This window comes from Kineococcus terrestris (assembly GCF_041020755.1).
In the GTDB taxonomy this organism is placed as follows: Bacteria; Actinomycetota; Actinomycetes; order Actinomycetales; family Kineococcaceae; genus Kineococcus; species Kineococcus terrestris.
Window position 1 is genome coordinate 1 of sequence record NZ_JBEUEI010000023.1, and the last position, 21,897, is coordinate 21,897.

General features: G+C 76.5%; 17 protein-coding genes. 7 read left to right on the forward strand and 10 right to left on the reverse strand.

The annotated features are described in order from the left end of the window. The first annotated feature begins 138 nt into the window (after nt 1-138). Complete coding sequence (locus AB8M62_RS13980; protein WP_369053805.1) at nt 139-741, forward strand: nucleotidyltransferase family protein; 603 nt, start codon at nt 139-141, stop codon at nt 739-741. A 110-nt stretch (nt 742-851) separates the two neighbouring features. Here AB8M62_RS13980 and glgP read toward each other — a convergent pair whose 3' ends face one another. Then, entirely contained in the window at nt 852-3,416 is a 2,565-nt protein-coding gene (glgP, locus tag AB8M62_RS13985) for an alpha-glucan family phosphorylase (protein WP_369053804.1), read from the reverse strand. A 188-nt stretch (nt 3,417-3,604) separates the two neighbouring features. Here glgP and AB8M62_RS13990 point away from each other — a divergent pair, with 188 nt between their 5' ends. Genes AB8M62_RS13990 through glgB form a run of 4 tightly spaced genes read left to right on the forward strand, consistent with a single transcriptional unit; the run spans nt 3,605 to nt 11,081 of the window. Beyond that, a complete protein-coding gene (locus AB8M62_RS13990) occupies nt 3,605-5,635 on the forward strand; it encodes an alpha-1,4-glucan--maltose-1-phosphate maltosyltransferase (RefSeq protein WP_369069959.1) in 2,031 nt (676 codons plus the stop codon). A 3-nt stretch (nt 5,636-5,638) separates the two neighbouring features. Then, complete coding sequence (gene treS, locus AB8M62_RS13995) at nt 5,639-7,393, forward strand: maltose alpha-D-glucosyltransferase (RefSeq protein ID WP_369069960.1); 1,755 nt, start codon at nt 5,639-5,641, stop codon at nt 7,391-7,393. Next, nucleotides 7,390-8,835: a maltokinase N-terminal cap-like domain-containing protein gene (locus AB8M62_RS14000; RefSeq protein WP_369069961.1), complete on the forward strand. Its 1,446-nt coding sequence runs from the start codon at nt 7,390-7,392 to the stop codon at nt 8,833-8,835. The genes treS and AB8M62_RS14000 overlap by 4 nt, the downstream gene beginning before the upstream one ends. A 56-nt stretch (nt 8,836-8,891) precedes the next feature. Further along, nucleotides 8,892-11,081: a 1,4-alpha-glucan branching protein GlgB gene (glgB, locus tag AB8M62_RS14005; RefSeq protein WP_369053800.1), complete on the forward strand. Its 2,190-nt coding sequence runs from the start codon at nt 8,892-8,894 to the stop codon at nt 11,079-11,081. A gap of 91 nt (nt 11,082-11,172) precedes the next feature. Here glgB and AB8M62_RS14010 read toward each other — a convergent pair whose 3' ends face one another. Genes AB8M62_RS14010 through AB8M62_RS14025 form a run of 4 tightly spaced genes read right to left on the reverse strand, consistent with a single transcriptional unit; the run spans nt 11,173 to nt 14,588 of the window. After that, on the reverse strand, nt 11,173-12,108 hold the full coding sequence (locus AB8M62_RS14010; protein ID WP_369053799.1) for an ABC transporter substrate-binding protein: 936 nt from the start codon (nt 12,106-12,108) through the stop codon (nt 11,173-11,175). A 44-nt stretch (nt 12,109-12,152) separates the two neighbouring features. Next, nucleotides 12,153-12,896, reverse strand: coding sequence for an ABC transporter permease (locus AB8M62_RS14015; RefSeq protein ID WP_369053798.1), 744 nt, complete (start codon nt 12,894-12,896; stop codon nt 12,153-12,155). 1 nt (nt 12,897) lies between these two features. Next, on the reverse strand, nt 12,898-13,548 hold the full coding sequence (locus AB8M62_RS14020) for an ABC transporter permease (RefSeq protein ID WP_369053797.1): 651 nt from the start codon (nt 13,546-13,548) through the stop codon (nt 12,898-12,900). Further along, nucleotides 13,545-14,588 carry an ABC transporter ATP-binding protein gene (locus AB8M62_RS14025; RefSeq protein ID WP_369053795.1) on the reverse strand — a complete coding sequence of 348 codons (1,044 nt, stop codon included), beginning with the start codon at nt 14,586-14,588 and terminating at the stop codon, nt 13,545-13,547. Before AB8M62_RS14025 ends, AB8M62_RS14020 begins: the two co-directional genes overlap by 4 nt. A gap of 146 nt (nt 14,589-14,734) precedes the next feature. On the opposite strand from AB8M62_RS14025, the gene AB8M62_RS14030 reads away from it, so the two are divergent. Continuing rightward, nucleotides 14,735-15,745, forward strand: a complete 1,011-nt coding sequence (locus AB8M62_RS14030; protein ID WP_369053794.1) for a LacI family DNA-binding transcriptional regulator — start codon at nt 14,735-14,737, stop codon at nt 15,743-15,745. 17 nt (nt 15,746-15,762) lie between these two features. On the opposite strand, the gene AB8M62_RS14035 is transcribed toward AB8M62_RS14030, so the two are convergent. The 5 genes from AB8M62_RS14035 to AB8M62_RS14055 all read right to left on the reverse strand — a co-directional run bounded on the left by AB8M62_RS14035 (nt 15,763) and on the right by AB8M62_RS14055 (nt 20,560). Further along, nucleotides 15,763-17,280: a serine hydrolase domain-containing protein gene (locus AB8M62_RS14035; protein WP_369069962.1), complete on the reverse strand. Its 1,518-nt coding sequence runs from the start codon at nt 17,278-17,280 to the stop codon at nt 15,763-15,765. 24 nt (nt 17,281-17,304) lie between these two features. Further along, nucleotides 17,305-18,267, reverse strand: a complete 963-nt coding sequence (locus AB8M62_RS14040; protein ID WP_369069963.1) for a co-chaperone YbbN — start codon at nt 18,265-18,267, stop codon at nt 17,305-17,307. A gap of 103 nt (nt 18,268-18,370) precedes the next feature. After that, nucleotides 18,371-19,393, reverse strand: a complete 1,023-nt coding sequence (locus tag AB8M62_RS14045) for a DUF8094 domain-containing protein (RefSeq protein ID WP_369069964.1) — start codon at nt 19,391-19,393, stop codon at nt 18,371-18,373. Continuing rightward, nucleotides 19,390-20,112: a hypothetical protein gene (locus AB8M62_RS14050; RefSeq protein ID WP_369069965.1), complete on the reverse strand. Its 723-nt coding sequence runs from the start codon at nt 20,110-20,112 to the stop codon at nt 19,390-19,392. The genes AB8M62_RS14045 and AB8M62_RS14050 overlap by 4 nt, the downstream gene beginning before the upstream one ends. Before the next feature lie 106 nt (nt 20,113-20,218). After that, nucleotides 20,219-20,560 (reverse strand): thiamine-binding protein, encoded by a 342-nt coding sequence (locus AB8M62_RS14055; protein WP_369053787.1) that lies wholly within the window; start codon nt 20,558-20,560, stop codon nt 20,219-20,221. 153 nt (nt 20,561-20,713) lie between these two features. Between AB8M62_RS14055 and AB8M62_RS14060 the strand changes: the two genes are divergently transcribed. Then, nucleotides 20,714-21,874, forward strand: coding sequence for a coiled-coil domain-containing protein (locus AB8M62_RS14060; protein WP_369053786.1), 1,161 nt, complete (start codon nt 20,714-20,716; stop codon nt 21,872-21,874). Nucleotides 21,875-21,897 lie beyond the last annotated feature (23 nt).

The following is a 21,897-nucleotide window of genomic DNA, read 5'->3' on the forward strand; positions in this document are numbered from 1 at the left end:
GAGGTCGAGGTCGGCGAGGTCGAGGTCGGCGCGGCGCACGACCGCGTTGCTCGCCACGTCGTACCACCCCCGGTCCCCGGGGCGGGCCCGGCCCGGCGGGGCCCCCCCCCCCCCCCCCCGGGGTGGTGGGATGGGCGCGTGGCGGTCCTGGGCGTGGTGCTCGCAGCGGGTGCCGGCACGCGCGCGGGGGCGCCCAAGGCGCTGCTGCGCACGGAGGACGGCACCGGCTGGGCGGCCCGCGCGGCGGGGGTGCTGCGCGCCGGCGGCTGCGCGCCGGTCGCCGTCACCGTCGGCGCCGCCGCGGACGAGGTCCGCGCCGGCCTGCCGGACGGGGTGGACGTGCTCGAGGTGCCGGGCTGGCGCCGCGGCCTGGGAGAGGGCGTCCTGGCGGCGCTGCGCCACGGGCGGGCCGTGGGCGCGCGGGCGCTGCTGCTGACGCTGGTGGACCTGCCGGACGTCACCGCGGCCGACGTGGGCCGGGTGCTGGAGGCCGCCGCGCCGGACCCCTCGGACGCGCTCGTGCGCGCCGGGTGGCGGGGCCGCGGCGGGCACCCGGTGCTCCTGGGGCACCGGCACTGGGACCGCGCGGCGCAGTGCGCCGCGTCCGGGGCGGGGCTGCGCGAGCTGCTGCGCCGGGGGTGCCGGCAGGTGGAGGTCGCCGGCGCGCTGCGGGACGCGGACACCCCGGACGCCCTGCCGGCCGGCACCCGCTACCCGCCCGGGCACCCCCGGGGGGACTGAGCCCGCGGCCTCCCGGACCCGCGCCGGACCCGCGCCGGACCCGCGCCGGACCCGCGCCGGCCCCCTCCGCCGGTACCGGCCGAGGGGGCCGGCGGAGGAGGCCCGGCCCGTCAGGCGTTGGCGACCAGCCCGAGCTCCGCGGGGTTGGCCAGTCCGGGGTGCTGCGGCAGCACGCGCACCGTGTACCCGAAGGGCCCGGTCTGGCGCAGGGACAGCTCGCCCTCGAAGCGGTGCCGGCCGTCGCCGAACGCCTCCGCGTGCCGCAGCGTGACGACGCCCGAGGGGGTCAGCACGTCGGACTCGGAGACCCGCCCGTGCACGACCTGCACCTGCACGTCACCCGGCTCCAGCGCGCCGAGGGTGACGAAGCTGCGCACGTGCAGCACGTCGCCCACCTCGGCGGAGTCGCCCACGCCGGAGGACTCCACGTGGTCCACGCGCACCAGCGGCCACTGCTCGCGCACCCCGGCCTTCCAGCGCGCCACCTCGCGGGCGCCGGCGGCCGAGCCCGCGGCGGCGGCGCGGCCGGCGGCGGCCGCGGGCACGTACAGCTGCTGCACGTAGTCCTGCACCATGCGGCTGGCCAGGACCTTCGGGCCCAGCGAGGCCAGGGTGTGCCGGACCATCTCCAGCCAGCGCGGGGGCAGTCCGCGCTCGTCGCGGTCGTAGAAGCGCGCGGCGACGGAGTTCTCCACCAGGTCGTACAGGGCCGCGGCCTCGAGGTCGTCGCGGTGGTCGGGGTCGTCGACGCCGTCGGCGGTGGGGATGGCCCAGCCGTTGCCGCCGTCGTACCACTCGTCCCACCAGCCGTCGAGGATCGACAGGTTCAGCCCGCCGTTGAGGGCCGACTTCATGCCGGAGGTCCCGCACGCCTCGAAGGGGCGCAGCGGGTTGTTCAGCCACACGTCGCAGCCCGGGTAGAGGGTCTGCGCCATCGTGATGTCGTAGTTGGGCAGGAACACGATGCGGTGGCGCACCTCGGGGTCGTCGGCGAAGCGCACCATCTGCTGGATGAGGCGCTTGCCGGTCTCGTCGGCCGGGTGCGACTTGCCGGCGATGACCAGCTGCACGGGCCGCTGCGGGTGCAGCAGCAGGCGCTTGAGCCGCTCGGGGTCGCGCAGCATGAGCGTGAGGCGCTTGTAGGTGGGCACCCGGCGCGCGAACCCGATGGTGAGGACGTCGGGGTCCAGGACCTCCCGCGTCCACGCCAGCTCGGCCTCGCTGGCGCCGCGCTGCAGCCACGACAGGCGCAGGCGGCGGCGGGCGTCCTCCACGAGGCGGGCGCGCAGCACGCGGCGGGTGCGCCACACCTCCTCGTCGGGCACCTGGTCGACCTTCTCGAAGCCGTCGCCGGTGGCGACCAGCTCGCGGCCGATGTACTGCTTGCCCATCTCGATGACCTCCGGCGCCACCCAGGTGGGGGCGTGCACGCCGTTGGTGATGGAGGAGATCGGGACCTCGGGGGCGTCGAAACCCGGCCACAGGCCGCCGAACATGCCGCGGGAGACGGCGCCGTGCAGCTGGGAGACGCCGTTGGCGCGCTGCGCCAGCCGCAGGCCCATGACGGCCATGTTGAACACGCCCGGGTCGCCGCCGGGGTAGTCCTCGGCCCCCAGGGCCAGGACGCGCTCGACGGGCACGCCCGGCAGCGGGTTCTGCGCGCCCAGGTACAGCTCGATCTGGTCGCGGCCGAAGCGGTCGATGCCGGCCGGCACGGGGGTGTGCGTGGTGAAGACGGTGGCCGCGCGCACCGCCTCCAGGGCCTCCTCGAAGCTCAGGCCGCGGGCCACGTGCTCGGCGATGCGCTCCACGCCCTGGAACCCGGCGTGCCCCTCGTTGGTGTGGTACGCCTCCGGCTCGGGAGCGCCGGTCAGGCGCGACCACAGGCGCAGGGCGCGCACGCCGCCCACGCCGCACAGCAGCTCCTGCTGCAGGCGGTGCTCCCCGCCCCCGCCGTACAGGCGGTCGGTGATGCCGCGGGCCGCCTCGTCGTTCTCCTCCACGTCGGAGTCCAGCAGCAGCAGCGGCACCCGCCCGACCTGCGCGCGCCACACGTGCGCCACGAGCCGCCGGCCGCCGGGCAGGTCCAGGGACACCTTCGCGGGCGTGCCGTCGTCCTCGCGCAGCAGCGACAGCGGCAGGCCGTCGGGGTCGAGGACCGGGTAGGTCTCCTGCTGCCAGCCGTCGCGCGAGAGCGACTGCTTGAAGTAGCCGGTGGCGTAGAACAGGCCGACGCCCACGACCGGCACGGCCAGGTCGCTGGCGGACTTCAGGTGGTCGCCCGCGAGGATGCCCAGGCCGCCGGAGTACTGCGGCAGGGCGCCCGTGATGCCGAACTCCATCGAGAAGTAGGCGACCGCCGCGGGGGCGTCCGCGCCCAGGCCCGCGTACCAGCCGGGCCGCTCCAGGTAGGTGCGCAGGTCGGCCGCCGCCGCGTCCACGCGGGCGACGAACGCGGAGTCCGCGGCCAGGGCCTCGAGGCGTTCGGTGCTCAGGGCACCCAGCAGCGCGCCGGGCTCGCGGTGGACCGCCTGCCAGGCGGCCGGGTCCATCGACTCGAACAGGTCGCGGGTGGGCTTGTGCCACGACCAGCGCAGATTGCTCGCCAGGTCCCCCAGCGGCGCCAGCGGCGCGGGCAGGACGGTGCGGACGGTGAAGCGGCGGATGGCTCTCACGGTCAGCAACGTAGCCGCGCGGGGGGCCCGCGCGCAGTCCTCCGGGCGCTCCGGCGCACCCCGTCCACCGCGGACCCGCGCGGACCCGCGCGGACCCCCGGGCCCGCCGGGACCGCGCCGGAGCCGGGCGCGGTCCGGGCGGGCGCGACGACGCGACGCCGGGCACGGTCCTCGGTAGGTTGCCGCACGTGACGACGACGGAGCACTCCACGGCGGCGCGCGCGAGCACGGCCGCGCGCGGGACGAAGGTCGGGCGCATCCCCGTGCTGGGCGTGAGCCCGGTCGTCGACGACGGCCGCTGGCCCGCCAAGGCCGTGCCGGGCGAGCAGGTGCCGGTCTCGGCGACGGTCTTCCGCGAGGGCCACGACGCCGTGGCGGCCACGGCCGTCCTGGTGCGCCCGGACGGCAGCGAGCTGACCGCGCGGATGACGCTCGGCACGCCCGGCCTGGACGACCACCACGCCGTCCTGACGCCCGACGCCCCCGGCGAGTGGGGCCTGCGCGTGGAGGGCTGGTCCGACCCGTACGGCACCTGGGAGCACGACGCCACCATCAAGGTGCGCGCCGGGGTGGACAGCGCCCTCATGCTGGAGGAGGGCGCGCGCCTGCTGGAGCGCGCCGCGGCGCTGCCGGGCCGCGACGAGGAGGGCGCCGGGGCGCTGCGGCACGCCGCCGCCCGGCTGCGCGACACCTCCCTGGACGACGAGACCCGGCTGCGGGCCGGTCTGGCGGGCGACGTGCACGCCGCGCTGGAGCGGCTGCCGCTGCGCGAGATGGTCAGCCCCTCCCCCACCTTCCCGCTGCGGGTGGAGCGGCAGCTGGCGGCCTTCACGAGCTGGTACGAGTTCTTCCCCCGCTCGGAGGGGGCCCGCTGGGACGAGGAGGCCGGGCGCTGGGTCTCCGGCACGTTCCGCACCGCCGCCGAGCGGCTGCCCGCGATCGCCGAGATGGGCTTCGACGTCGCCTACCTCACGCCCGTGCACCCCATCGGCCGCACCAACCGCAAGGGCCCGAACAACAGCCTCGTTGCCGGCCCGCTGGACCCCGGCTCGCCGTACGCGATCGGCGCGGCCGAGGGCGGGCACGACGCGCTGCACCCGGACCTGGGCACCTTCGAGGACTTCGACCACTTCGTCGCCCGCGCGCGCGAGCTGGGCCTGGAGGTGGCGCTGGACCTGGCGCTGCAGTGCTCCCCGGACCACCCGTGGGTCACCGAGCACCCGGAGTGGTTCACCACCCGCGCCGACGGCACCATCGCCTACGCGGAGAACCCGCCGAAGAAGTACCAGGACATCTACCCGCTGAACTTCGACAACGACCCCGAGGGCATCTACGCCGAGGTCAAGCGGGTCGTGGACGTGTGGGTCGAGCACGGCGTCACCCTCTTCCGCGTCGACAACCCGCACACCAAGCCGGTGGAGTTCTGGGAGTGGCTCATCGCCGAGGTGAACCGCGAGCACCCGGAGGTGGTGTGGCTGTCGGAGGCCTTCACCAAGCCGGCGATGATGCACACGCTGGCCAAGGTGGGCTTCCAGCAGTCCTACTCCTACTTCGCCTGGCGCAACGCCGCCTGGGAGCTGCGCGAGTACCTGACGCAGCTGACCACCGAGTCGGCGCACTACATGCGCCCCAGCTTCTGGCCCACGACGCACGACATCCTCACCCCGACGATGCAGTACGGCGGGCCGCCGGTGTTCAAGCTGCGCGCCGTGCTGGCCGCGCTGCTGAGCCCCTCGTGGGGGATCTACACCGGCTACGAGCTCGTCGAGCACGCCGCCCGCCCGGGCGCCGAGGAGCAGCTGGACAACGAGAAGTACCAGTACCGCCCGCGCGACTTCGCGCGCGCCGAGCGCGAGGGCTGGAGCCTGGCGCCCTACCTGGCGAAGCTGAACCGGGTCCGCCGCGACCACCCGGCGCTGCAGCAGCTGCGGGGCACCGCCTTCCACGCCACCGACGACGAGAACGTCCTGGCGTTCTCCCGCCGCAAGGTGACCGCCGAGGGCGAGGACCTGATCATCGTCGTGGTGAACCTCGACCCGCACGCCGTGCGCGAGACGACGGTGCACCTGGACATGGCCGCCCTCGGCCGGACGTGGTCGGACCGCTTCACCGTGACCGACCTGCTCACCGGCGCCACCTACGAGTGGGGCGAGCACGACTACGTGCGCCTGGACCCGTACACCGAGCCGGCGCACGTCTTCCACGTCCGCGGCGCCTGAGCCGTGGACGCCCTCCCCGCCACCTCACCGGGACTGCGGCACGACCCGCAGTGGTACAAGACGGCCGTCTTCTACGAGGCGCTCGTCCGCGCGTTCTCGGACTCCAACGGCTCCGGCAGCGGCGACTTCGCCGGTCTGGTCAGCCGGCTGGACTACCTGCAGTGGCTGGGCGTGGACTGCCTCTGGCTGCCGCCGTTCTTCGCCTCCCCGCTGCGCGACGGCGGGTACGACATCTCCGACTACAACGCCGTGCTGCCCGAGTTCGGCACCCTGCCGGAGTTCCAGCGGCTCGTGCAGGAGGCGCACCAGCGCGGCATCCGGATCATCATCGACCTGGTGATGAACCACACCAGCGACCAGCACCCGTGGTTCCAGGCCAGCCGCTCCGACCCCGACGGCCCGTACGGGGACTTCTACGTCTGGAGCGACACCGACGAGAAGTACACCGAGGCGCGGATCATCTTCGTCGACACCGAGACGTCGAACTGGACGTTCGACCCGGTGCGCCGGCAGTTCTTCTGGCACCGCTTCTTCTCCCACCAGCCGGACCTCAACTACGAGAACCCGGCCGTGGAGGAGGCGATGTTCGACACCGTCCGCTTCTGGATGGACATGGGCATCGACGGGTTCCGCCTGGACGCCGTGCCCTACCTGTACGAGGAGGAGGGCACCGACGGGGAGAACCTGCCGGCCACGCACGCCTTCCTGCGGCGGCTGCGGCGCATGGTCGACGAGGAGTACCCCGGCCGGGTCCTGCTGGCCGAGGCCAACCAGTGGCCCTTCGACGTCGTGGAGTACTTCGGCACCGAGGAGGAGCCGGAGTGCCACATGTGCTTCCACTTCCCCGTCATGCCGCGCCTGTACTACGCGCTGCGCGAGGGCCGGGCCACGCCGATCACCGACATCCTGTCCGCGACGCCCGACATCCCCGTCGCCAGCGGCCAGTGGGGCACGTTCCTGCGCAACCACGACGAGCTGACGCTGGAGATGGTCACCACCGAGGAGCGCGCCGCCATGTACGGCTGGTACGCGCCCGACCCGCGCATGCGCGCCAACGTCGGCATCCGCCGGCGCCTGGCGCCGCTGCTGGACAACTCCCGCCCGGAGATCGAGCTCATCCACGCGATGGTCCTGTCGCTGCCGGGCAGCCCCTGCCTGTACTACGGCGACGAGATCGGCATGGGCGACAACATCTGGCTGGACGACCGCGACGCGGTGCGCACCCCCATGCAGTGGACGCCGGACCGCAACGCGGGCTTCTCCTCCGCCGACCCCGGCAAGCTGTACCTGCCGACGGTGCAGTCGCTGGTGTACCACTACCAGTCGGTCAACGTGGAGGCGCAGCTGGCGACGTCCAGCTCGCTGCTGCACTGGGTGCGCAGCGTCCTCGCGGTGCGCCGGCGCCACCCGGCGTTCGGCCTGGGCGAGTACCGGCCCCTGACCGGCCGGCGCTCCGCCGGCGCGGACGCGCCCGAGCCCGACGACCGGCCCGGCGGGAGCTGCGACAACGACGCCGTGCTGGCGTTCCTGCGCGTCCTGGCCCCGACCCCCGAGCAGGAGGCAGAGACCGTCTTGTGCGTCAACAACCTCTCCGACCACCCGCAGGCCGCGCGGCTGCGCCTGCCCGACCACGCCGGGGCCGCCGTGCGGGACCTGTTCGGCGGTGCCGCGTTCCCGGCGGTCGACGCCGACGGCTGCCTGACCGTCACCCTCGGCTCGCGCGGCTTCTACTGGCTGGGGCTGGGGGCCGCCGCGTGAGCGCCGGCGCCACCGGTCCCGCCACCACCGCGGCCGGCGTCACCGACCCGCTCGCCGACCTGCTGGCCGACTGGGCGCCCCGCCAGCGCTGGTTCGCGCACAAGGGCTCCGCCGTGCGCGTGGAGCGCCTGGAGCGCACCACCCTCGACGAGACCGGCGTGGCCCACCTCGTCGCCCTCACCGTCTCGACCACCGGCGCCGAGGAGGGCGCGGCACCGGTGTCCACCGTCTACCAGGTGCCGGTGACCGTGCGGCACGCCCCCGACGACGCCCTCGCGCACGCCCTGGTCGGGCACCTGCCCGACGTCGACGGGTTCCCCGTGTGGGTCTACGACGGCCCCCACGACCCCACGTTCACCCGCGCGCTGCGCGTCCTGGTGGCCTCCGAGGAGGGCGCCGGGGACCGCGCGTTCGGCGCGCAGGGCACCAGCGCCGACGGCGGGCTCGCCGTGCCGGTGGAGGCCCGGACGAAGGTGCTGTCGGGCGAGCAGTCGAACACCTCCCTCGTCATCACCCCCGACGACGGCGGACCCGCCCTCATCGCCAAGGTCTTCCGCGTCCTGAACGCCGGCGACAACCCCGACGTGGTCGTGCAGACCGTGCTGGCCGGCGCCGGCTGCGAGCGCGTGCCCCGTCCCGCCGGGTGGGTCGACGGCACGTGGACCGCGCCCGACGGCACCCGCGCGCGCGGGCACCTGGCGCACCTGACCGAGTTCCTCGCCGGTTCCGAGGACGCCTGGCGCGTGGCCACCGCCGCGGTGGCCGGCGGGCGCGCCTTCGGGACCGAGGCCGCCGCCCTCGGCCGGGCCACCGCCGAGGTGCACGCCGTGCTGGCCGGTACCCTGCCCACCGAGCCGGCCACCCCCGAGCGGCTGGCCGCCGTGGCCGACGCCCTGGCCGCGCGGGTGGCGTGGGCCGCCGCCGAGGTGCCCGCGCTGCGCGAGCTGGCCGGCGCGGCCCGCGAGCGCGTGGAGGCCGTGCGCTCGGTCACCGGCGCACCCGACCTGCAGCGCGTGCACGGCGACTACCACCTCGGGCAGGTCCTGCACTCGGCCGCGCGCGGCTGGGTGCTGCTGGACTTCGAGGGCGAGCCGCTGCGCCCGCTGGCCGAGCGCAGCCTGCCGGACCTGGCGCTGCGCGACGTGGCCGGGATGCTGCGCTCCTTCGACTACGCCGGCAGCTCCGCGGGCCCGGCCGCCGGGGTCGACCCGGAGGCGGCGCGGGCCTGGACGCTGGCCTGCCGCGAGGCGTTCCTGGCCGGCTACGCGGAGGTGGCGGGCACCGGCCCGGCCACCGACGCCCGCGTCGAGGGCTCCCCCGCCCAGGTCCTGCTGGGTGCCCTGGAGCTGGACAAGGCCCTGTACGAGGTGGTCTACGAGGCCCGCAACCGCCCCACCTGGCTGGAGGTGCCCCTGGGCGCCGTCCGCCGCCTGCTGAGCTGAGGCTCCGCGACCGCGCCGAGAGGCGACCCACCGTTCCCCCCGGGAGACTGACCGACATGAGCTCTGCGCCCATCCCCGCCCCCGTCGACGCCGACGACCTGGCCAGGGTCGCCGCGGGCGCGCACTGGTCGCCGCACTCGGTGCTCGGCGCGCACCCGCACGACGGCGCCGTCACCTGGCGCGTCCTGCGCCCCTTCGCCTCCACCGTCACCGTCGTCACGCAGGACGGCTCGCGCGTCGGTCTCGTGCACGAGTACGACGGCGTGTGGGTCGGCGTGCTGCCCGGCGCCGAGGTCGGCGACTACCGCGTCGAGACGTCCTACCCGGGCGGGGAGCCGGTCACCGCCGACGACCCGTACCGCTTCCTGCCGACCCTCGGCGAGGTCGACCTGCACCTGGTCGGCGAGGGCCGCCACGAGCAGCTGTGGGACGTCCTCGGCGCGCACGTGAAGCGCTGGCCGGGCGCCATCGGGCCCGTCGAGGGCACCGCGTTCGCCGTGTGGGCGCCCAACGCGCGCGCCGTGCGCGTCGTCGGGGACCACAACCACTGGAACGGCCGCGAGCACGCGATGCGCTCGCTGGGCTCCTCCGGCGTCTGGGAGCTGTTCGTGCCCGGTGTGGGCGCCGGCAGCCGGTACAAGTTCGAGATCCTCGGCGCGGACGGGCACTGGCGGCAGAAGGCCGACCCGATGGCGCAGGCCACCGAGGTGCCGCCCGCCACCGCCTCCGTCGTGGCCGAGACCTCCTACACCTGGGGCGACGCGGAGTGGCTGGAGCGCCGCGGGGCCACCGACCCGCACGCCGGGCCGATCTCCGTCTACGAGGTGCACCTGGGCTCCTGGCGGCAGGGCCTGGGCTACCGGGAGCTGGCCGACGAGCTGGTCGAGTACGTCAGCGACGCCGGGTTCACCCACGTGGAGTTCCTGCCCGTCATGGAGCACCCCTTCGGCGGCTCGTGGGGCTACCAGGTCACCTCCTACTTCGCGCCCACGTCGCGCTGGGGCTCGCCCGACGAGCTGCGGCACCTCATCGACCGCCTGCACCAGGCGGGCATCGGCGTCATCATCGACTGGGTCCCCGGGCACTTCCCCAAGGACGAGTTCGCCCTCGCGCGCTTCGACGGCGCCCCCCTGTACGAGCACCCCGACCCGCGCCGCGGCGAGCAGATGGACTGGGGCACGTACGTCTTCGACTTCGGCCGCAGCGAGGTGCGCAACTTCCTCGTCGCCTCGGGGCTGTACTGGCTGGAGGAGTTCCACGCCGACGGCCTGCGCGTGGACGCGGTCGCCTCGATGCTCTACCTGGACTACTCGCGCGCCGAGGGCCAGTGGCTGCCCAACCAGTTCGGCGGCCGGGAGAACCTGGAGGCGATCAGCTTCCTGCAGGAGGCCAACGCCACCGCCTACAAGCGCACCCCCGGCATCATGATGATCGCCGAGGAGTCCACCGCGTTCCCCGGCGTCACCGCCCCCACCAGCGGCGGCGGCCTCGGCTTCGGGCTGAAGTGGAACATGGGCTGGATGCACGACTCGCTGGCCTACGTCTCCGAGGACCCGGTGCACCGGCAGTACCACCACGGCGAGCTGACGTTCAGCCTCGTGTACGCCTTCAGCGAGAAGTTCTGCCTGCCCATCTCGCACGACGAGGTCGTGCACGGCAAGGGCTCGCTGCTGCGCAAGATGCCGGGCGACCGCTGGCAGCAGCTGGCCAACGTGCGCGCCTACCTGGCCTACATGTGGAGCCACCCCGGCAAGCAGCTGCTGTTCATGGGCGCCGAGCTGGGCCAGGAGGCCGAGTGGTCGGAGGCGCGCTCGCTGGACTGGTGGCTGCTGGACACCCCGTGGCACAAGGGCCTGCACGACCTGGTGCGCGAGCTGAACACGACGTACAAGGCGCGCCCGGAGCTGTGGTCGCAGGACTTCACGTCCGAGGGCTTCGACTGGATCGACGGCGGCGACAACGCCCGCAACCTCATCTCCTACGTGCGCTGGTCCACCGACGGGAAGCCGCTGGTCGCGGTCTGCAACTTCGCCGGCAGCCCGTACGAGGACTTCCGCGTCGGCCTGCCGCACGGCGGCACCTGGCGCGAGCTGCTCAACACCGACGACGAGCGCTTCGCCGGCTCCGGCGTGGTCAACACCGGTCCCCTCGTCGCCGAGGAGCGGGAGTGGAACGGCCGCGAGCACTCGCTCGCGCTGCGCGTGCCGCCGCTGGGCGTCACGTGGCTGGTGCCGGCGGACGACTGACGCCCGGGCCGGGGCGGGCGCCCCGGACGTGACGCGGCCCCGGCCCCCTCGCGGGGACCGGGGCCGCGTCGCGCGCTGGGCGCCGCGGGCGTCAGGCCAGGCCGTTGTCGGTCAGGTAGGCCGTCGCCACGGCGCCGGGGGTCTCGCGGTCGACCTGGACGCGGGCCAGGTACTCCGTGAGGTTCTCCGTGGTCAGCGTCGCCGAGAACGCGTTGAGCGCCTCGGTGATCGACTCGTCGTTCACCTCGGAGCGGATCAGCGGGACGATGTTCTGCGCCAGGAACAGGTTCTCCGGGTCCTCCAGCGGGACGAAGTCGTTCGTCTCGATGGCCGAGTCGGTGGAGAACAGGTTGGCGACCTGGATCGTGCCGTCGGACAGGGCCTGCACCGTCAGCGGGCCGCCGGCGTCCAGCGGGCGGTACTCCCCGAAGGTGACCCCGTAGACCTGCTCCAGGCCGACGAGGCCCTGGTAGCGCTCCTGGAACTCCGGGCCGCCGCCGGCGGTCAGGTCCCCGGCCACGGGCGCGAGGTCCGCGATCGAGGTCAGCGAGTACTGCTCGGCGGTCTCGCGCGTGACCGTGAGGGTGTCCTTGTCCTCCGCGGCCGCCTGCTCCAGGGTCTCCGTGCCGTCGGGCAGGACGTCCTGCAGCGCGTCGTAGACGTCCTCGGGGCTGCTGACGTCCTCCGGCACGCCGTCCGGGCTCAGCGCCGCGAGCAGCGCGCCGTTGTACTCCGGCAGCAGGTCGATGGAGCCGTCCTGCAGGGCGCGCAGGTACACCTCGCGGGCGCCGATGTTGAAGGAGCGCTCGACCTGCACGCCCTCCCCCTCCAGCACCTGCGCGTACATCTCGGCGAGCAGCTCGCTCTCGGGGAAGTTCGCCGAGCCGACCGTCACCGCGCCGGGGGCGCCGGTGGCGTCGGTGGTCTCCTCGGCCAGGGGGTCGCCGCCGCCACCGCAGGCGGTCAGGGCGAGCAGCGGGGCGATCGCTCCGGCGAGCACGGCGCCGGTGAGGGTCCTGCGTCTCATGGGGTTCTCCTGGTCGGGACGGTCCGGGCGCTCTGCCCGGGGGTTCAGGGGGCCGCGGGGGCGCGGCGGTCGGCGCTGTCGCCGGCGACGGCGGCGCGCGTGCCGGCGGTCTCGCGGGAACGCGCCAGACCGCGCCCGGTGATGCCGGGCGAGACGACGCGGCGCTGGACGAGCGCGATGAGCAGGTCGAGGGCGACGGCGAGCGCGGCCACCACGACGGCGCCGGCCACGACGCGGCCGTAGTCGTTGAGCGCCAGGCCGTCGATGAGCAGCCGGCCCAGCCCCGACAGGCCCGCGTAGGCGGCCACGGTCGCGGTGGAGACCACCTGCAGGACGGCGCTGCGCAGCCCGCCCAGCAGCACCGGCAGCGCCATCGGCAGCTCGACGCGGAACAGCACCTGCAGCTCCGTCATGCCCATGCCGCGCGCGGCGTCCACCGCGGCCGGGTCGACGCTGCGGATGCCCGCGTAGGAGGAGGTGAGGATCGGCGGGACGACGAGCACGACGAGCGCGACGACGACGGGGGTCAGCCCCAGGCCCATCAGCGTCACCACCAGCGACAGCAGGCCCAGGGTCGGCAGGGCCCGGCCGGCGTTGCCGGCGTTGATCGCCAGGAACGAGCCGCGGCCGGTGTGCCCGATCCAGAAGCCCACCGGCAGGGCGATCGCCAGGCCGACGAGGACCGCCAGGCCGGTGTAGCCCAGGTGGGCCAGCAGCAGGTCGGGGATGCTCCCGGGCCGGGACGGGTCCCAGTTGGCCGCGCGGAACAGGTACGGGCTCTCGTCCACGTCAGGCCCTCCCCGCGCTCGCGCGCGTCCACGGCGTCAGCGCCCGCTGCACCAGCACGATGACGAGGTCGGCGGCCGCGGCCAGCAGCACCGACAGCACGACGCCGACGAGGATCGGGGCGGTCCAGAACAGCTGGAACCCGCGGGTGAACAGCGCCCCCAGCCCGCCGACGCCGATGAGCGCGCCGACGCTGACGAGGCTGATGTTCGACACGGCCGCCACCCGCAGCCCGGCCAGCACCACCGGCAGGGCCAGCGGCAGCTCCACGGCCACCAGCCGGCGCAGCGGCGTGTAGCCCATCGCCGTGGCGGCCGCGACGACCTGCGGGTCGACCGAGCGCAGCCCGTCGGCGACCGTGCGGGCCATCAGCGCCAGCGTGTACAGGCCCAGGGCGACGACGATGTTCAGCGGATCCAGGATCCGGGTGCCCAGCACGAACGGCAGCGTGACGAACAGCGCCAGCGACGGGATCGCGTAGACGACGCCGGAGACGTTGAGCAGCGGGTGGTACAGCCACCGGAAGCGCACCGCGAGGTAGCCGACGGGCAGCGCCAGCAGCGCGCCCAGCAGCAGCGGCAGCACCGCCAGGACGACGTGCTGGCGCAGCGCCGCCAGGACCGCGTCGCCGTTCTGCGACAGGTACTGGATCACACGCGCTCCCCGGCGGCGCGCGCCCGGCGCGCGTCGAGGTGGTCGACGAGGTCGTGGTGGGCGACCAGCCCGTCCGCGCGGCCGGCCGCGTCCACCCGCACGGCCACGCCCACGGGCGACAGCAGCGCCAGGTCGGCCACGGTGCGCAGCGAGTCGGCGGCGGTGAAGGTGCCCGCCGTGGGCGCCGTCCCGTCGGCGGTCTCCCAGCCGGTGGGCCGCCCGGCCGCGTCGAGCACCAGCGCGGCGCCGCGCACCCGCTCGGCCACCGGGCGCACGGGCAGGTCGCCCGCGCCGGTGAAGGACAGGCCGCGGAAGCCGCGGTCGCGGCCGACGAACCCGCGCACGAAGTCGTCGGCGGGCCGCTCCAGCAGCTCCTGCGGCGTGCCGAACTGCGCCAGGTGCCCGCCCTGGCGGAAGACGGCGATGCGGTCGCCGAGGACGACGGCCTCGTCGATGTCGTGGGTGACCAGGGCGATGGTCTTGCCCAGCTCGGCCTGCAGGCGCAGGAACTCCCGCTGCAGCTGCTCGCGCACCACCGGGTCCACGGCGCTGAACGGCTCGTCCATGAGCATCACGGGCGGGTCGGCGGCCAGCGCGCGGGCCACCCCCACCCGCTGCTGCTGCCCCCCGGACAGCTGCGCGGGGTAGCGGTCGGCCAGGGCGGCGTCCAGGCCGACCCGCTCCAGCAGCGCACCGGCCGCGGCGCGCGCCTCGCGGCGCGAGCGCCCCGACAGGCGCGGGACGGTGGCGATGTTGTCGGCCACCGTGCGGTGCGGGAACAGCCCGGCGTGCTGGATGACGTAGCCGATGCCCCGGCGCAGCTCCGCCGGGTCCTGCGCGGCCACGTCGCGCCCGTCGAGCAGCACCCGGCCCGAGGTCGGCTCGACCATCCGGTTGATCATCCGCAGGCTGGTCGTCTTGCCGCAGCCCGAGGGCCCCACGAAGACGGTGATCTGCCCGGCGGGCAGCTGCAGGTCCAGGTGCTCCACGGCGACGGTGCCGTCGCCGAACTCCTTGCGCACGGCCTCGAAGGTGATCACGGCTGCTCCGGCTGCTTCGGAGGGACGGCACGGGCTGCACCGGCGCGCCCGGGCGGGACGCTCGGGGGATCCCACCACGGTGAAGCGCTTGACAGCACACCCGACGCTCCCGTCGCTCCCCAGGTGGGCGACGTACCCTGCCCGGCGTGCCCCCCGCCCCGCGCCGCACGCTGCAGGACGTCGCCGACGCGGCGGGCCTGTCGCTGGCCGCCACCAGCTACGCGCTGCGCGGCACCCGCGGCGCCCCGGCCACCATCGAGCGCGTGCGCGCCGTGGCCGCCGAGCTCGGCTACCGCGTCGACCCCATCGCCCGCGCCCTGGCCAGCGGGCGCACCGGCACCGTCGGCGTCGCCGCGGCCCTGCGGGACCTGTGGCAGCAGGACCTGGCCGTCGAGCTCAACCACGCGCTGCGCGAGCACGACCTGATGGCCGCCATCGCCGACAGCGACGCCGACCCCGCCCAGGAGCGGCGCGTCCTGGAGCAGTTCGCCGCCCAGCGCGTGGACGGCGTGGTCGCCGTGCCCGCCGACCCGTCCGCGGACTACTGGACGCTGCTCGACCCGGGCACCGCCCTGGTCACCATCGGCGACGCCCTGAGCGCCCGCCCGGACGCCTCCGCGGTCCTCTTCGACAACCGGCACGGCGTCAGCACGTCCCTGCGGCACCTGCACGGGCTGGGGCACCGCCGCGTCGCCCTGCTCACCCCCGCCCTGCCCACCACGCCCGGCCGGCCCTCCCAGCTGCTGGCGCAGGAGGTGGCGCGCGAGCTGGGCCTGGAGCTGACCGTGGCGCCCTCCCCCGCCTCCACGGCCGGGGCGGTCGCCGTGGCGCGCGCCGCGCTCGCCGCGCCCGAGCGGCCCACCGCGCTGTTCTGCCTCAGCGACTCCCTGGCCTACGGCGCCTACCGCGCCGCCCGCGACGCCGGGCTCGACGTGCCCGGCGACGTGTCCGTCCTCGGCTACGACGACCAGGAGCTGGCGCCGCTCGTCGCGCCGCCCCTGACCACCACGGCCTGGGACGAGGACGCCATCGTCGCCGCCGCCCTCGAGCAGCTCCTGCGGCTGCTCGGGGCCGGCGAGCGGCGGCCCGGGCCCCCCGGGCGGGTGGAGTTCCGCCCCGAGCTGGTGGTGCGCTCCTCCACCGGCCCGGCGCGCTGACCCCTCCCCCGGCGGCGTCAGGGACGCGGGCAGCGCAGCTCGCCCAGCGGCGAGCCGTGCAGCGGGCGGGTCTCCCAGCGGGCGGTGAAGGTGCCGGCGGTCGGGTCGGCCAGCACGTGCAGGCGGTGCGGGGTCTCCACGAGGACGACGTCCACGGCCAGGACGCCGCCGCGCCAGGCCGCCGTGGCCGCCACCGCGTCGCCCTCGGCCCACCCGTCCACGGCGACGGGCACCGTCAGCACCGACCCCGGTTCGCGCAGCTGCAGCTCCCACGCGCCCGGCCCGCCGGCCCCCTCCCCGGCCCCCGCGGTCCCCGCGGCCGGCCGCAGGAGCGCCGAGGTCAGCCGCGGCTGGTCGCCGCTGCCCTCCGCGTCACCGGGGGCGCGCACCAGCTCCACCCCGGCCGCGCCCACCCGCTGCGCCAGGCCCTCCGGGGCCGGACCGCCTGTCAGCGGCGGCAGCGCCAGCCCCGCCAGGCGCTGCGCCAGCTCTGCGTCGCGCTCGCCGGAGGCCGGCACGCCCAGCGCCGGCAGCAGGTGCTCCCACACCGCGTCCAGGACGGCCTGCATGTCCGGCGACTGCGAGGTGATCGCCACGACGGCGTCCTGCTCGGGCAGCACGAGGCAGAACTGCCCGTACGCGCCGTCGCCGCGGTAGCCGTGCCGGGCCCGCCAGAACTGGAAGCCGTAGCCGCGCTGCCAGTCCGGGTTCGGCATGCCGTCCGCGCTGTCCACGTGCGAGCGGGTGGCCGTCTCGACCCACTGCGGCGACAGCAGCTGCCGCCCGCCCCAGGCGCCGCCGCGCAGGTGCAGCTCGCCGAGCGCCGCGACGTCCTCGGTGCGCGCGTGCAGGCCGCTCCAGCCGATCTGGCGCCCGGAGCCGTCCGCGGTCCAGCCGACCTCGCCGATCCCCAGCGGGTCGAACAGGCGCGGGCGCAGGAACTCCGTCAGCGTCTGCCCGCTCTCGCGCTGCACCAGCGCCGCCAGGGAGTACGTGCACGGCTGGTTGTAGGCGAACACCGTCCCCGGCTCGGCGTCCGGGCGCAGCAGCAGGAACCCGCGCACCAGGTCGGCCGGGTCCAGGGCCTGCGCGCGCTCCAGCGTCTCCTCCCGGTGCCCGCTGGCCATCGCCGCCACGTGCCGCACCCGCACGGCCCGGCTGCGCGGGTCGGTGACGTCGGCGTCCAGCTCGGGGAAGCGGGCTACGAGGGTGTCGTCCAGGTCCACGCGGCCGGCGTCCACGAGCATCCCCAGCGCGACGGAGGTGAAGCTCTTGCTGAGGGAGTACAGCAGGTGCACGCGCTCGGCCGCGTACGGCGCCCACCAGCCCTCGGCGACCACGGCGCCGCCGCGCACGACGAGCAGGCTGTGCGGCTCCACGCCGGGCGTGGACTCCAGGGCGTCCAGCAGGGCCAGGACGCCGGCGGCGTCGACGTCCCGCTCGGCGGGCGCGGCGCGCGGCAGCCGGTGCGCGGGCGCACCGGCGGAGGGGGTCGCGGAGGGGGTCGCGGAGGGCGTGGGAGCGGCGCTGGTCACGCCGCCGACGCTAGCGGGCCCGGCTCAGAACAGGGCGCGGGACAGCGCCTGGCGGGCCTTGACCACGCGCGGGTCCGCGGCGCCCACGACGGTGAACAGCTCCAGCAGGTGCACGCGCGCGGCGTCGCGCTCCTCCCCGGTCGTGCGCGCGACGACGGCCAGCAGGCGGGCGAAGGCGTCCTCGACGTGCCCGCCGACCAGGTCCAGGTCGGCGACCACGAGCTGCTTCGCGACGTCGTCCGGGTCGGCGGCCGCGGCCGCGCGGGCGGCGTCGAGGTCGACCCCCTGCACGCGGCGCAGCACGCCGGTGCGGGCCAGCCCCTCGGCGGCGTCGGCGTCGCGCGGGTCCTGCGCCAGCGCCCGCTGGTAGGCGGCCGCGGCGCCGTCCAGGTCGCCGGCCGCCAGGGCCGCCTGCGCCTCGGCGTGCAGGGGCGGCAGCTGCGGCTCGGCCGGCTCCGCGTCCTGCTCGTCCCCGGCGACGAGGCGGCCGGTGACGCCGTTGGCCTCGGCGAGCTTGAGGACCTCCTCCAGCAGGGCGCGCGCGTCCTCCAGCGCCGGGTAGGAGCCGGTGAACAGCGGGACGGGCTGCTGCTTGACGACCGCGGCCACCACCGGCAGCGCCCGCGCCTGCAGCGTCTGGGCGAGCGTCTGCGCCAGCTGGGGGTTGGCCTGCGCGTCCACGCGCGCGAGCAGGACGCGCCCGCCCGCCTCGGCGGTCAGCTGCTGCAGCACCTCCGCGCCGGTGTCGTAGCCCTCGGCCCACAGCTCCAGCAGGACGGGCACCTCGGCGGAGCGCTGCACGACCTCGGCGAAGGACTCCTCGCGCACGTCGACGACGAACGGGGAGCCGGCGGCCGCGGCCCGCGGGTCGGCCGCGGCGCGGCGGGCGACCTCCTCGCGGCGGGAGTTGCGGGCGGCCAGGGCGCCCAGGTCGACCGCTCCGCGCAGGTTGAGACCCGGTCCCGGAGCAGAGGGCTGCGACGTCATGGCCGGTAGCTTCTCACGCGCTCGTGGAGCTCCCGGGGGGCGGTGGCGGGGTGCCGGCGGGGTGCTCGCCGCGGGCCGGCGGACCTCCTCGGGGGCGCCGCCCTCAGCCCGCCTCGACCTCGGTCAGGCCGCTCTGGACGGCCAGCACCGAGACGACCCCGCCGTCGGTGGGCGGCACGTCGAGGACGACGACCTCCTCGCGCACCAGCCGCGCGCTGCGCGCCTGCTCGCGGCCCGCGAGCGCCGCGGTGACGGGGTCCAGGTCGCCGAGCAGGCCGCCCTCGGGGCCGGTGGCCGTCGTCTCCCAGCGGTAGCCGGCCACGACGAGGGCGCCGCCGTCGCGGGTGCGCAGGGCGACCAGCGGCCGGTCGTCCACCCCGTCGAGCAGCTCCCGGCTCTGGCTGAACGTCCCGCCGCCGGCGCGCAGCGCCTCGGTCTGCTCGGCGACGCTGCGCGTCACCTGCTCGCGGTAGGCGTCCTCGGCGAAGTCGGCGGCGGCCGGGGCGGCGTCGCCGTCGGTGAGGACGTCGGCGTAGCGCTGGGCCACCTCGCGGGGGGAGGCGAGCAGGTTGGCGTCCTCGTCGGGGCCGACGACGGCGACGCCGAGGGCGGGCGCCTCGGTGGTGGGCAGGCTCGTGCCGGGCAGCAGGGACGGTGTCGCCCACACCCGGTACGGCTCGCGCGGCGACTCCGAGCGCAGCACGACCACCGACGGGGCGCTGTCGGCGCCGGGCTCGGTGACGACGAGGAACCAGCGCGGCCAGTCCTCCTGGCGGGGCAGGGAGGACGACAGCGGGGTCAGCTCGTCGGCCGAGCCCGTCGGCGGGGGCTCGGCCCCGGCCCCGCGCACGCGGGCGGCGGCCCGGCGCAGCGCCAGCTCGGGACCGGTGACGCGGCCGGCGAGCGCCTCGGGGTCGTCTCCGGCCTCGCGCACGGCCCGCACGACGTCGCCGACGACCCGCTCGGCCTGGACGGGCGCGACCACGGGCGCCGCGGGGGCCGGGTCGGCGGGGACGGCGGGCACCGGCGGCAGCTGCGCGCAGCCGGCCAGCAGCGCGGGCACGGCGAGGACGGCCGCCGCGGTGCGGGCGGCGGCGCGGCGGGGAGCGGCGCGGCGGGGGCTCACGCGCCCGCTCCCGCGGCGCGCCGGGCACCGCGCGCCCGGCGGGTCCGGCGGACCCGGCGCTCCTCGACGAGGACGCCGACGGCGCCGAGGGCGAGGACCGCGGCGCCGGCCGCGAGCAGCGGCGTGCCCGCGGGGTGGCGGGCGTCCTCGCCGCTCAGGGACCAGGTCAGGCGCAGGGAGTCCAGGGCGGCGGTCCCGTCCCCGGCGCCGCCCGCGGTGCCGGTCGCCAGCAGGACCCAGGCGCCGGTGCGGTCGGCGTCGGGGGCGCCGGTGGTGGCGGGGTCCCAGACGAGCTCGGCGGAGCCCTCGCCGTCGGCCGCGAGCGCCCACACGTCGGCCGCGCGCGGGTCGGGCGCGGCGTCCCCGGACCCGGCGCCCGGCTCGTCGGCCGTGGTCAGCCGGGCGTCGTCGAGGTCGCCGGCGACCCCGGTCACGCGGGTGCGCGCGGCGCCGTCGAGCCAGGCCTCGGCGTCGGCCGCGCGGGCGACGCCGAGGAAGACGTCCCCCGGGCCGGTGGCGCGCACCTCGACCGGGGAGCCGGTGAGGTCGAGCACGCCCCGGTCGGTGACGGTCGCGGGCGCGGTGGTCCCGGTGGGGCCCGCGGGAGCGGTGGCGGCCGTCAGCCGCTGCGGCGGGGCCAGGACGGTGAGCAGCAGGGCACCGGTGACGGCGGCCGCGGCACCGGCGGCGAGCAGCAGCCACGCCAGGACCCTCCGCACCCCGCTGCCTCCCGCTCCGCTCGACCGGCCCGGCGCGCCCGGGCCGGGGACACCCTACGAGCCGCCGGCGGGTGCCCCGGACCCCGCGGGGAGCCCGGGGAGGCCGTCACTGGCCGCGGCCGGCCTCGCCCTGCGCGCGCTCGACGGCGGCCTCGAGGCGCTCCAGCTTGCCGGTCAGCTCGCCCTCGTGGCCCGGCCTGATGTCCGCCTTGAGCACGAGGGACACGCGCGGTCCGTGCCGGCCGACGGCCTCGCAAGCGCGGCGCACGACGTCCATGCACTCCTCCCAGGTGCCCTCCACCGTGGTGAACATGGCGTCGGTGCGGTGCGGCAGACCCGAGGAGCGGACCACGAGGACGGCGTCGGCGACGGCCGCGCTGACGGAGTCCGGGGCGCCGTCCGCGGGCGCGGGTCCACCGGAGGGGGCGACGGAGAAGGCGACGAGCACCCGGCCACCGTAGGCCAGAGACGCTCGGTGACCTGTCGACCACCTGACGTGACAGGTCTGTCACGTGGCGGCCTCGCGCGTCGCGCCCGCGGGCCCCCGGGCGGAAGTACGCTGCGTGCCGTTCCTACCCGCCGTCCCCGCCCGGAGGTCCCGGTGCCCAGCGAGTCCCACGACGCCTTCAGCATCGTCGTCCGCGGTTACGACCGCGGGCAGGTCGAGGCGCGCCTGCAGCACCTCGAGGACGCCCTCGCCGAGGCCCGCGCCCGGGTGGAGGAGACCGACGCGCGCGCCCTGCGCCTGGCCGGCGAGCTGAGCCAGGCCCAGCGCGAGCTGCGCGAGCACGAGCGCCCCACCTACGCCGGGCTCGGCGCGCGCATGGAGAAGCTCCTGCGCCTGGCCGAGGACCAGTCCGGGGAGATCCTGCGCTCGGCGCGCCGCGACGCGGACCGGATGCGCGAGGAGGCCCGCGCCGAGGCCTCCCGCACGCGCAGCCAGGCCGACGAGGACGCCCGCCGCCGCACCGGGGAGGCCTCGCGCGACGCCGAGGAGATCGTCTCCCGCGCCCAGGAGGAGTCCCGCGCCCTGCTGGAGGCCGCCCAGCGCAGCGCCGCCGAGACGACCGCCGCCGCGCAGCGGCGCGCCGAGCAGCTGGAGGCCGGCACCGAGCACGAGCGGGCCGAGACGCTCGCCGCGGCCGAGCGGTGGGCCACGGCCCTGCGCGCGCAGGCCGAGCGCGAGGCCCTGGAGCTGCGCTCGCGCACCGAGGCCGCCGTGCGCGAGCAGGAGCTGGCGCTGGCCGCGGCCCGCGAGCAGGCCGCCGAGGAGGACCGCCAGCGCCTGGAGGTCGCCGCGGCCCGCACCGCCGCGCGCATCGCCGAGGCCGAGCAGCGCGCCGGCGAGGCCGAGGAGCGCGCCGCCGAGGCCCTGGAGTCGGCCGAGTCCATCCGCCAGGAGGCCGCCGCCCAGTCGGCGCTGCGCGCCGAGACCGCCCGCCGGGAGGCCGACGAGCTCCTCGCCGACGCCCGGGCCCGCGCGCAGCAGATGCTCACCAGCGCCCGCGAGGAGGCCGAGCGCAGCCGCACCGGCGCCCAGGCCGAGGTGGACGAGCTGATGTCGCAGCGCGACGAGATCACCCAGCAGCTCGACGACCTGCGCGGCCTGCTGGGCCTGCCGGGCGAGCAGGGCGACGGCGGTGCGACCGGCCCGCGCCGGCCCGTCGTGGACGTCACCGGCGACGAGGTCGACGTCGACGCCGCGGGCGCCGGCAGCACCGCCGCGAGCGCCGCGGCGGACCGGGCGAACGCCCCGGCCTGACCCGCGGGACCGCCCGCGCGCCC